Origin of the sequence: Psychrobacter communis, from assembly GCF_014836505.1 — a bacterium.
Lineage (GTDB): Bacteria > Pseudomonadota > Gammaproteobacteria > Pseudomonadales > Moraxellaceae > Psychrobacter > Psychrobacter faecalis.
The window spans coordinates 214937-227047 of the sequence record NZ_JACSQR010000001.1; the positions used below are offsets into that span (position 1 = coordinate 214937).

Annotated in this window: 7 protein-coding genes; 6 read left to right on the plus strand and 1 reads right to left on the minus strand. The window is 45.3% G+C overall.

Features of this window, described 5'->3' with window-relative positions:
• The first annotated feature begins 453 nt into the window (after window positions 1–453).
• The 5 genes from H9653_RS00855 (at window position 454) to hemB (ending at window position 9811) form a co-directional block, all read left to right on the plus strand.
• Window positions 454–1383: a polyprenyl synthetase family protein gene (locus H9653_RS00855; protein WP_200661691.1), complete on the plus strand. Its 930-nt coding sequence runs from the start codon at window positions 454–456 to the stop codon at window positions 1381–1383.
• Window positions 1384–2064: 681 nt separating this feature from the next.
• Window positions 2065–3459, plus strand: coding sequence for an efflux RND transporter periplasmic adaptor subunit (locus tag H9653_RS00860; RefSeq protein WP_191689747.1), 1395 nt, complete (start codon window positions 2065–2067; stop codon window positions 3457–3459).
• A 34-nt stretch (window positions 3460–3493) separates the two neighbouring features.
• A complete protein-coding gene (locus tag H9653_RS00865) occupies window positions 3494–6742 on the plus strand; it encodes an efflux RND transporter permease subunit (RefSeq protein ID WP_191689749.1) in 3249 nt (1082 codons plus the stop codon).
• Window positions 6739–8553 (plus strand): efflux transporter outer membrane subunit, encoded by a 1815-nt coding sequence (locus tag H9653_RS00870; RefSeq protein WP_191689751.1) that lies wholly within the window; start codon window positions 6739–6741, stop codon window positions 8551–8553. The genes H9653_RS00865 and H9653_RS00870 overlap by 4 nt, the downstream gene beginning before the upstream one ends.
• Before the next feature lie 250 nt (window positions 8554–8803).
• Complete coding sequence (gene hemB / locus H9653_RS00875; RefSeq protein WP_068406053.1) at window positions 8804–9811, plus strand: porphobilinogen synthase; 1008 nt, start codon at window positions 8804–8806, stop codon at window positions 9809–9811.
• A 94-nt stretch (window positions 9812–9905) separates the two neighbouring features.
• Here hemB and H9653_RS00880 read toward each other — a convergent pair whose 3' ends face one another.
• On the minus strand, window positions 9906–10883 hold the full coding sequence (locus H9653_RS00880; RefSeq protein WP_191689753.1) for a glutathione S-transferase family protein: 978 nt from the start codon (window positions 10881–10883) through the stop codon (window positions 9906–9908).
• A gap of 425 nt (window positions 10884–11308) precedes the next feature.
• Here H9653_RS00880 and H9653_RS00885 point away from each other — a divergent pair, with 425 nt between their 5' ends.
• Window positions 11309–12082 carry a sulfite exporter TauE/SafE family protein gene (locus tag H9653_RS00885; RefSeq protein ID WP_191689755.1) on the plus strand — a complete coding sequence of 258 codons (774 nt, stop codon included), beginning with the start codon at window positions 11309–11311 and terminating at the stop codon, window positions 12080–12082.
• Window positions 12083–12111: the final 29 nt, after the last annotated feature.

A 12111-nucleotide genomic window follows, 5' to 3' on the forward strand; every position in this document is an offset into this window, starting at 1 on the left:
ATTATCAGTGACTTACAGTTTTTTGTAAATATAAACCTTATTAACGACTATTATTAATAAAATGTTGCTAACATAAGTGACTAATTAAAAAAATCTAACCAGTTAACTTTTAAAAATGATAGAAATCAAAAGGAAAACACGTCGCTATATTAAAAGTCCTCACTTACTTTCTGCTATACTTAAATCAACCATTGACCTAAACAGCTATGCTATTATGCGTCAAACGCTAGCCTAACTATTATTTGCTGCAAGCATTATTATAAATAGACCGCTATCTAAACTCATTTTTCATTTTTTTCATTGGTATGACGACTCATTATGACCAGTAATTCTTTATCGAACGCCGCCGCAACCTCGACCACGCCATTAAACGTTCTAACCAGTACGCCAAGCTCTGCCGATACGCTAAGCTATGCTGATATCCAAAGTATCGTTGCTAACGATTTTGAGATTATGGATAAGCAAGTCTTTGGCAGCTTGAATTCTAAAGTCCAATTGGTGATGAGCGTTTCGCAGCATGTGATTAATGCTGGCGGCAAACGTATGCGCCCGCTGATTACCTTATTGTGCGCGCGCATGTTTAGCGACGAGCCATCGCAACAAGCGATGCATCTGGCGGCGATTACTGAGATGCTGCATACGGCAACCTTGGTACATGATGATGTGATTGATGAGTCAGGTCAGCGCCGAGGCAAACCAACGGCTAATGCTACTTGGGACAACGCCACTGCCGTGCTGGTCGGTGACTATTTAATCGCCCGCGCTTTTAATCTGTTGGTTGGTTTTCAGAGCCTGCCGTTATTGCAGGTATTCTCCGATGGCACCTGTGATATTGCCGAGGGCGAAGTCTTACAACTTCAGCATCAGCATAACCCTGCAGCCACTGAACAAGACTACCTCAATATCATTGATGGCAAAACCTCACGCTTATTTATGATGGCGACCCAAGGCGCGGCTATTTTGCAAAATAAAACCGAGCACTTGCAAGCATTGGCTGATTTTGGTCAACACTTCGGTAACGCTTTTCAAATCGTCGATGATGTACTCGACTACAGTGGCGATAGTGAAGTAATGGGCAAGAATTTGGGCGATGATTTGGCAGAAGGCAAACCTACGCTGCCAACCATTAAGGCACTTGAACTATTAAAAGACAGCGATAAAGCAGGCTATGAGCAATTACGCCTTGCGGTGCAAACGGGTAAAACGCCAAACGCTGAGCAGCTTATCGAGCTCGTCCGTCAGTCAGGTTCGCTTGAATACTGTAAAAAGCGTGCTTTGGAAGAAACCAAACTGGCACAGCAAGCGCTAAGCAGCTTACCTGATAACCGCTACCGTCAAGGGCTATATCAGCTGACTGAGCTTGCTAGCGCGCGGTTAGTGTAAATATTGCTAGCCTATATATTATAGATGCTTAAAAATATTATTGATGCTTAAAATGTTTAGGCATCAATAAAAAAGTATGTGACCATTTAATTTTTAGTTAAGTTGTACTTTATAATAATGAAATAAATAAAATGAGAAAATAAGGTTGCTATACACGCAGCTTTTTCATTACCCATCGCTTTCTTCGTTCTATTGTTCTTACTCTTCCCTAAAATTTTAGCGTTCACACTTAAGTATTGCTAAAACACCGTTTTTCTGTACATGCCATTTTCTACTGTATTTTTATATGGTTTTCTTGCTACTATCCTTAAATCGTATTTAAAAAAACAAAATTTAACAATATTTTGGCACGGTATTCATTACCAATCTTACGAAGTATTTAGATGGTTACGCTTGTATTATCAATGGTTGTTAAATCTTTATTGAGAAATGAGCTTATCACAAGGTAGATGAAGGTTTTTTTGCATCTTGACTGTGGGGTATACCCTATAGTTTATAATCATGCATTACTTTAAATCTGCTTAGCCGATTGTTGTGTGTTTAGTTATGATATTATCTATTTAGTAATGAACTCTAACAGCGGTAAAGACATATTACGTTTCATATTTACTTCGTTAAGATTTATCCATAAACTTTTTAAACTGTAATTATTATATGATATTTATATTGCCGAGGACATTGATGAAGCACTCTACTCTTGCGCTTGTAATAGCATCTGTACTATCTGGCGCTGTATTGGTCGGCTGTGATAAAAATGAGGACGCAGCTGGGGCAGCGGCGCAGCAGCAGATGCCACCTGCCGTCGTTAACGTTCAGACTGTCACTCTAGATACCGTACCGCAAGTACAAACCTTTGCTGGACGTACCGCCGCTTACCAAACCGCCGACGTTCGCCCACAAGTAAACGGAATTATTGACGAGGTGTTGTTCCGCGAAGGCAGCAACGTTAAAAAAGACCAACCTTTATACCGTATCAATACCGATAACTACGCGACGTCTATCACCAGTGGGCAGGCGGCCATTCAACAAGCTGAAGCCAATTATCAGACGGCGTTAGCAAACAACGCCAATGCCAAAGCTGAGCTGGTCAGTCGCCAAGCGTCATTATCACAAGCGCAAAATGACTTAAATCGCTTGCAAGGCTTGATCGAAATTGATGCCATCTCAAAGCAGCAATACGACCAAGCAGTTACCCAAGTTCGCACCGCACAAGCAGCAGTCGAAAGCGCGCGTGCGGCGATTGGGCAAACAGAAGCAGGTATTGAAAGTGCTAAAGCTGGTATCCAAACAGCAAAAGCAAACTTACAAGCCAGTACACTAGACCTTAATCGTACTATCGTACGGGCACCGCTCGCAGGTCGTACTGACCGCTCTAGCGTTACTGCTGGTACCTTGGTTAGCGCCGGACAACCAGATCCTTTAGTGACTATCTCGCGCTTAGATCCTATCTATGTCGATATCAGCCAGTCATCCTCTGAGCTGCTTAAACTACGCCAGCAAATTTCTGCTGGTAAAGCACAGGCGGGTATGAATTCGGTTGAGTTGGTATTAGAGGACGGCTCAACGTATCCGGTACGTGGCGAGCTGGCGTTATCAGAAGCAAAAGTTGATGAATCAACAGGTGCTGTGACCTTACGTGCAGTCTTCCCTAATAAGAATAATATCTTGTTGCCGGGTATGTATGTCAGTGCGCGCTTGACTCAAAGCGTCATCAGCAATGCTGCATTGGTACCGCAAAGTGCGGTAATGCGGACACCGAAAAGCGAAACGCAAGTTTATATCGTTGATGAAAATAACAAAATCCAAGTACGTCCTGTCACTATTAATGGTACCTACAAAGATCAGTGGGTCGTCACTGATGGCTTAAAAGCAGGGGATAAAGTGGTGGTGATTGGTGGCTCAAAAGTCAAACCTGAGCAAGAAGTCGTTGCCAAACCTTTAGAAAATCCAAATGCTGCCCCTGCTAAGCCGGGCACGCCAACTGCTCAAACGCCGCAGCAAGCTGCAAAAGCGATGGATAAGCCAGCTAGTAAAGATACCTCTGCTAAAAAACCAGCAGAATCTACCGCTAACTAATTCCATTCAAAGATAGGAAGACTAGGAATATACTATGTCACGTTTTTTTATTGATCGCCCTATTTTTGCTTGGGTGATGGCTATTTTGGTCATGCTCATCGGGGTAATATCGGTTATCAACCTACCGATCGAACAGTATCCACGCATTGCACCGCCAACCATTTCGGTGAGCGCAAGCTATCCTGGTGCGAACGCGCAGACCGTTGAAGATTCAGTGGTTCAGATTATCGAACAACGTATGAAAGGGCTTGATGGCTTGATGTATATGTCATCATCGAGCTCGTCAAATGGTGGCGCATCTGTAACGCTTACCTTTGAAAACGGTACCGATCCTGATACCGCACAGGTACAGGTACAGAACAAACTGCAAGCCGCGATGAGCTCACTCCCTGAGTCCGTACAGCGTCAAGGCGTCAACGTCAATAAATCCTCCAGTAGCTTTTTGATGGTACAGGGTTTTATCTCCGAAGACGGTAGTATGGATCGTGCGGATATCGCCGACTATATCAACTCAAACGTCGTCGATCAGCTAAGCCGTGTCGAAGGGGTAGGTGAAGTACAGGTGTTCGGTTCAGCGTATGCCATGCGTATATGGCTGGACCCTGCGCGCTTGCGTAGCTACAACATGGTGCCCTCTGATGTGGTCAATGCGGTACGCTCACAAAATGCGCAAGTCTCAGCCGGTCAGTTAGGGCAAGCACCTGCTGACACCGATCGACAAGTCATCAACGCCACGGTTACCGTACAGAGCTATCTACAAACTCCTGAAGAGTTTAAAGATATCTTGCTAAAAACAGACACCTCGGGCGCGCAAGTACGACTCGGCGATGTCGCTGATGTCGAAATCGGTAGTGAAAACTATAGCGTCATCTCCTTGTATAACGGTCAAGAAGCGGCAGGTCTAGGTATCTCATTGGCTGCAGGCGCAAACGCGCTTGAAACTCGTGAAGCCGTCGGCGCACGTATGGCTGAGCTAGAAGCCAACTTCCCAGCAGGCCTTATCTCTGTTGTGCCTTATGACACCACGCCATTCGTACGTTTGTCTATTGAGCAAGTGGTTCATACACTGATCGAAGCGATCGTGCTGGTATTTATCGTCATGTTCATTTTCTTACAGAACTGGCGCGCGACCATTATTCCAACGCTTGCTGTACCCGTGGTATTACTAGGTACTTTTGCCGTCTTATATATTGCTGGCTTTAGTATCAACGTATTAACCATGTTTGCCTTGGTATTGTCCATCGGTCTACTGGTCGATGACGCCATCGTTGTCGTCGAAAACGTTGAGCGTATCTTGGAAGAAGACCCTCATATTTCCATTAAAGACGCGACGATACAATCGATGGGTGAGATCAGTAAGATCGTTATTGGTATTGCGCTGATTTTGTCTGCCGTATTTGTACCGATGGCCTTCTTTGGCGGCTCGACAGGTGTTATTTATCGTCAGTTCTCAATCACCTTGATTACCGCCATGGTACTGTCGGCACTGGTCGCCCTTATCTTTACCCCTGCTCTATGTGTGACCTTACTTAAACGTAGTAAAAGTCATGAAAAGGGTACGACTGACAATCAAAAAGGGTTCTTTGGCTGGTTTAACCGCTCTTTTTATAAAGTCAGCCGTAAATATGAAAACTCGGTTGGCAAAAGCTTCCGCTTTAAGTGGTTGTACCTGATCGGTTATGCCGCCATCATCGGTATCATGGCAGTGGTGTTCTTGCGTATTCCAGGTTCGTTTTTGCCAGAAGAAGACCAAGGTATTATGTTTACCTTAGTTCAGCTTCCTGCTGGCTCCACGCTAGATGAAACACAAGACGTGCTCGATAAAGTCAGTAACTATTACGACACCCAAGAAGGCGACAATATCGCCTCTGTCTTTACCATTGCAGGCTTTAGTTTTGCTGGACAAGGTCAAAACATGGGTCTGGCTTTCGTACGTTTGACAGACTGGGCGGAGCGAAGCGGCGATGAAAATACTGCTCAAGCGGTCGCTGGTCGAGCGATGGGATATTTCTTTACCCAGCTAAACGAAGCACAAGTCTTTGCCATCGTTCCACCAGCGATTACTGAGCTGGGTAACGCCAGTGGTTTTGACTTGATGATTCAGGATACCGGCAACCTCGGCCACGAAGGCCTGCTCGAGGCACGCAATATGCTGCTTGGTATGGCCGCGCAAAACGATCAAGTAACAGGCGTGCGTCCAAACGGACAAGAAGATGCGCCGCAGCTCAAAGTCAATATCAACCAAGAGCAAGCCGCCGCTTATGGCCTATCGCTTGGTAGCATCAATAGTGTTATTTCTACAGCTTGGGGCTCAAGCTATATCAACGACTTCGTCGATCGTGGTCGTATCAAGCGTGTCTATGTTCAAGGTGAAGCCAGTAGCCGTACCAATCCTGATGACATCGGTAAGTGGTATGTACGTAATGATACGGGCGACATGATTTCATTTGATGCGTTCTCAAGCAGTGAATGGCAATCAGGCTCACCGCGTCTGACCCGTTATAACAGCTTACCGTCAATGAATATCCAAGGTAGCGCCGCCCCTGGTCTTAGTACGGGTGAAGCGATGAGCTCAATGGAAGCGATGATGCAAAAGCTACCTGAAGGTATTGGCTACGAGTGGACAGGTATGTCACTTGAAGAGCAAAAGTCAGGTGCCCAAGCGCCGATGCTTTATGCGCTTTCAATCCTCGTCGTATTCTTGTGCTTGGCGGCACTATATGAGAGCTGGTCTATCCCCTTCTCTGTCCTACTGGTGATTCCACTTGGGGTATTGGGTGCGGTGATATTTACGTGGTTACGCGGTTTTGCTAACGACATCTACTTGCAAGTGGGTCTACTCACCGTCGTTGGTCTGTCTGCTAAAAACGCGATTTTGATTATCGAGTTTGCCAAAGAACACCAAGAAGAAGGCTACAGTCTCAGAGAGGCCGTCATGACAGCGGCGCGTCAACGTCTGCGTCCAATTATCATGACCTCACTTGCGTTTGGACTTGGTGTTGTGCCATTATTCATCGCCACAGGTCCGGGCTCAGGCAGTCAAAACGCCATTGGTACCAGCGTGGTAGGTGGTGTTGTCACCGCGACGTTATTAGGTATCTTCTTTATTCCAATGTTCTTTATTTGGGTACGTAGTTTATTCCCTTACAAATATGAGAATAATAAACCCAACAATAAAGATGATGGCAACGACGGCACACCTGGCCCGCAAAATCCAACGCCTTCTGACCCAATGCCTTCTGATAGTTATCAGCCTGCAAGCTTTGGAGATAATATACAATGAGTGCTCAAAAAAACTTTACTTTAAACTCAGCAGCGGTAGTCTCTATAGCTACCACTGCCCAACCAGCGCTAGCAGTACTGCGTAAAAATAGCGGTCGGCTCATTGGCCTCACAGCCTTAGTACTGAGCATGGCTGCTTGTAACACCATTCCAAAAGCGGATATGCGCCCTGTGCTTGCTGAACCAAACGTGCCTATCGAGCAAACCTATGGCGCGTTCGACAAAGAAACGGTCAGCAGCGCCAATCAGGCCAGTATCGCTGGGCAGCGCTGGCAGGAGTTTTACAGCGATGAGCGCTTAAAAGGTCTGATTGCGTTAGGTTTAGAGAATAACAAGGACTTTGAAAGTGCGCGTTTGGCTATTGAGAAAGCACGCGCGCAATATCAAATTACTGATCTCAATGACTTGCCAAGTATTAATGGTGAGGCAGGGTATTCTCGTAGACGTACCTCAGGACCAACAGGTTCAAACACTGGTGATAATTATAGCGTCAATCTTGGCCTTGCCAACTATGAGTTAGACTTTTGGGGTAAAATCGCCAGCTTAAAAGAGCAGGCGTTACAGAACTTTTTAGCGACTACCGCAGCGAAAGACACCACCCAAATCAGCTTGATTAGTAATATCGCTCAAAGCTATGCCAATTTGAGCTATAGCCTTGCGCAGTTAAAACTGGCTGAAGCGACGGTCGAAAGCCGTGAGAAGTCTCTATTTATCGCTGATAAACGCTTTGAAGCGGGTATAGATCCCAAACTGCCGTCTTTGCAAGCCAGTGCGTCACTAGAGAATGCCAGACTTGCCGTTTTACAGGCACAAAGCAGTATTTTAAGATCGCGTAATGCGCTGCAGTTTTTGGTCGGTGGACCCATTCCAACCAATCTTATTCCAGCGCCTGCGGTCAGCAATATCACAAGCCAGCAGATATTTAGCGCCGGCTTACCAAGTGAATTGCTGCGCTATCGCCCTGATGTATTGGAAGCAGAGTACAATCTAAAAGCGGCTGGTGCCAATATCGAAGTGGCTCGCGCCTCTTACTTCCCATCTATCAGCTTAGCCAGTAGCGTGGGTGTGAGTAGTGGCAGTTTGGATGACTTATTCAAAAGTGGTTCGGTTGGCTGGTCATTTGGTCCAAGCATTAGCGTGCCTATTTTTGATGCGGGACGCTTAGATGCCAATTATGATGTGGCGAAAATTGAGCGCGAACAGACGCTAGCAAACTACGAGCGCTCTATTCAAACCGCGTTCCGTGAAGTATCAGACGTCCTAGCGACACGCGCGACATTGGGCGACCAGTTGGCGGCGCAGTACCGTCTGCAAGATAACTTTGAACAAACGTATCAGATTGCCGATGCGCGCTTTAAAGCGGGTATTGCCAACTACCTAGACGTACTCGATGCGCAGCGTTCGCTATTCTCAACGCAACAAGGTATCTTGGACTTAGAGCTACAAAAAATCATCAGCCAAATCGAGCTTTATCAAGTGCTAGGTGGCGGTGCTAATCTTGATGTGCCAACGGTCATTCCTGTACCGCATAAAAACTTAGTGCAATTGGTCAATCTACCGGCAAATAGCAATAAAGCCAAAGCGGTCGATGCTATCGAAGCTGCCAGCTCAGCTCGCGTGGCTTCTGCACAAGAAGCGCAAGCGATTAAGCAGGCACAGCCAATAGAGAAAGCAACTTTTAACCCAACGGCTGTTGTCGATGTCAATAATGATGGCAAAACAGACGCTGCCGTCGGCGTGGTCACTGAACAGACTATTACGAAAGAGGCCAAGGTTGAACCAGTACCGGTCACACAGATTAATGAGCGTTAAGTAGCTCTAAAGGTTGCGGGAAAATTCTCCTCACCTTGATAGTCGATAACTATAATCAGCCCTACCGACTTGGTAGGGCTTTTTGCTTTCGATAGTCACTATTGGTTATAGTAGTGCCAGTTATCGTGCAAATTATACTAACGACCTTTTTACTCTCTTAACCATACCAATCTTATAAAAACCAGTCTTAAAACAGCTGTTTCCATAAAGCTGATAGATAACCATACTTAACAACAAATAAGGAAAAATCATGACTTATACTTTTAACCGTCAATTCCCTGAAACTCGTCTACGTCGCTTGCGTTATAACGATAACGTGCGTTCGATGATTCGTGAAGTTGAGCTGCATCCCAAGCATTTTATCGCCCCTGTTTTTGTATTAGAAGGTGAAAACAAGCGTGAAGCAATCGCTAGCATGCCCGGCGTTGAGCGCCTATCGATTGATCTGTTGATTAATTATGCCAAAGAATTATTAGCAGAGGGTGTTACCACTATCGACATCTTCCCTGTCATTGATAATTCATTAAAAACGCCTGATGGTAAATCGGCTTATGATGAAAATGGCTTAAGCGCGCGCGCCGTCAAAGCGGTCAAAGATGCCGTGCCAGAAATGGTGGTAATGACTGATGTGGCGCTAGACCCTTATACCTCTCACGGTCAAGACGGTCTGCTCGATGACAGCGGCTATGTGGTCAATGATGAAACCGTCGAAGTCTTGGTCAAGCAAGCACTCGTCCACGCTCGCGCAGGCGCTGATATCATCTCGCCAAGTGATATGATGGATGGCCGTATCAAAGCTATGCGTGATGCCTTTGAAGCTGAAGGCTTTGTCAACACCGCTATCATGGCCTATTCTGCCAAATATGCTTCTGCTTACTACGGTCCGTTCCGTGATGCCGTTGGTAGCGCCGGCAACTTAAAAGGTGGGCATAAAAAACAGTATCAGATGGACTTTGGCAACCGCGCCGAAGCGCTGCACGAAGTTGCCATGGATATCAATGAGGGTGCTGATATGGTGATGATTAAACCGGGTCAGCCGTATTTAGACCTGATTCGTGAAGTTAAAAACACCTTTGGCGTACCAACCTTTGCGTATCAAGTGTCTGGTGAATACGCCATGCATATGGCCGCTATTCAAAACGGCTGGCTAACCGATGCGGTGATTTTGGAATCCTTGATTGGTTTCCGCCGTGCGGGCGCTGATGGGATTTTGACTTATTTTGCCCTAGAAGCGGCTCGTCAGTTGAATAACGCTTAATATAAATTAAATCGTTTTATACAAAGAACCGCGCCAGCTTCTATAGAAGCTGGCGCGGTTTTTTCTTAGCTTAATTTAAAAAGCTCAATAAAAGCTAGAAACGCGTACGGTCATGAGGTTCGTTAAAGTCAAGCAGTGGACCGACAGGAATAATACGCGTGGGATTGATATTGGCGTGACTGGTGTAATAATGCGCCTTGATATGCTCGATATTCACCGTCTCGGCGATACCGGGCACCTGATATAAGTCACGCAGATAGCCCCAAAGGTTGGGATAATCAACAATACGGCGGATATTACATTTAAAATGCCCAACATATACCGCATCAAACCGTACTAGCGTGGTAAATAAGCGCCAATCGGCTTCAGTAATCGTATCACCAAGCAAGTAACGTTGGTTAGCTAAGCGCACATCTAACGTATCAAGCGCATCAAATAACATTACTACCGCTTCTTTGTACGCAGCTTCGGTTGTGGCAAACCCTGCTTTATACACGCCGTTATTCACCGCTGAATACACGAATTCATTAATCGTATCGATTTCTGCGAGCAACGCTTTTGGTAAAAAATTAACGTCCGTCGCCCCTGCTTCATCAAAAGCAGAATTTAACATCCGAATAATCTCAGACGATTCATTACTGACGATGGTATTGGTTTTTTTGTCCCATAATATTGGCACTGTGACGCGTCCGGTATAATCAGGCTTGGCAGCGACATATACTTCATATAAATAGCTGGCATTGACAATAGGGTCAGCAATCACGCCAGCACCTTCTGCAAACGTCCAACCTTTATCGCCCATAAAGGGATGCACGACAGACAGCGAAATCATATCTTCCAAGCCTTTGAGCTTGCGATAAATCGTGGTGCGGTGCGCCCACGGGCAAGCAAGCGACACATATAAATGATAGCGATTGGCTTCGGCTTTAAAGCCACCCACGCCGGTTGGCCCTGCGCTACCGTCCGCTGTTACCCAGTTTCTAAAACCAGCATCTTCGCGTACAAAGCGTCCACCGCTCGCCTCGGTGTCATACCACTTATCCTGCCATTGACCATCGACCAATAAGCCCATGTTTTGCTCCTGTTTATTTTAGTTTTAAATGAATGGATACTAAAAACGACTGCTAGCAAACAATCAGCATTAAATAACTGTCATCGTTATTAGTTTTAAGAGTTATAGTAACATTTCTATGTTGCCTAGCCATTAAGCTTTGTTCGTCTCTCAAACAAAGCTTAATGGCTAGCAGGTCTAGCGGAACAACAATGAGCAAGCGTTGGTGCCACCATACTTTATCAAAGATAAAGATAATGTAAGTCTCTTTCAAACAGCATTAAATACCCGTTATTTTGAACTGAGCTATTATTAGTTTTACAGGCTATTGCCGCGATTTGCATTTTAGAGGCCTTAATAAAGTAGATTACTAGATTAAACACCTCGACTACTCATACTATCAGTCATTTAAGATACTTTAGAATTTGATGGAATAGGATTTTATAGTGACCAGTGTTTTAGAGCTATTGCACACCATCCCGAATTGGCACTTGGCAGGCTTATTTGTCGCTGGCATGGTCGCTTTTATCATCTCTACGGTGTCTGGCGGCGGCGGGGCCATGCTATTGATACCTGTCACCTCTTCAATGATAGGAACAGCCGTTACGCCTCCCGTGATCAATTTGGCCACGCTTATTAGCAATGCCTCACGGCTCTATCTATTTTGGCATGACATTGATTGGTCCTTGACCAGATACTATGTTCCTAGTGCCATTGTAGGGGCATGGCTTGCCGCCTTGGTATTTAGTCGCTTGGATGCAGGGTGGATTCAGTTATTGGTTGGCGTATTTTTGGTATCGACCATTTTCCAATATAGGTTCGGTAAAGTCGATAAAACCTTTGATATGCCAAAACTCGGCTTTATACCTTTGGGTTTTGTCATTGCTTTTATGAGTACTTTGGTCGGTGGTCTCGGCCCTATACTCAACCCTTTTTATATGAATGCTGGGCTAGAAAAAGAAAACCTGATTGCTACTAAAACTGCCAACTCCTTTTTTGTGGGTATCATGCAAATCGGCAGCTACGCTTTCTTTGGCGTATTCCCTGCCAGACTTTGGCTATATGGACTGGTACTAGGGTTAGGTGCGGTCGTCGGCAATATCATTGGTAAGCATTTTTTAGCGGGAATGACGATTAGTCAGTTCAGAATAATGCTACTCATACTCATGGTTATTAGTGGGCTGATAATGATAATAAGAAACGTCAATGTGCTGTTTTAATAAGTTATTTGGTTTTATTGACGGTCTAT

Bases quoted from the DNA above. Each gene is read 5' to 3' on its own strand.
- H9653_RS00860 (WP_191689747.1), top strand. From the start codon at position 2,065: ATGAAGCACTCTACTCTTGCGCTTGTAATAGCATCTGTACTATCTGGC.
- H9653_RS00870 (WP_191689751.1), top strand. From the start codon at position 6,739: ATGAGTGCTCAAAAAAACTTTACTTTAAACTCAGCAGCGGTAGTCTCT.
- H9653_RS00880 (WP_191689753.1), bottom strand. From the start codon at position 10,883: ATGGGCTTATTGGTCGATGGTCAATGGCAGGATAAGTGGTATGACACC.
- hemB (WP_068406053.1), top strand. From the start codon at position 8,804: ATGACTTATACTTTTAACCGTCAATTCCCTGAAACTCGTCTACGTCGC.
- H9653_RS00865 (WP_191689749.1), top strand. From the start codon at position 3,494: ATGTCACGTTTTTTTATTGATCGCCCTATTTTTGCTTGGGTGATGGCT.
- H9653_RS00855 (WP_200661691.1), top strand. From the start codon at position 454: ATGGATAAGCAAGTCTTTGGCAGCTTGAATTCTAAAGTCCAATTGGTG.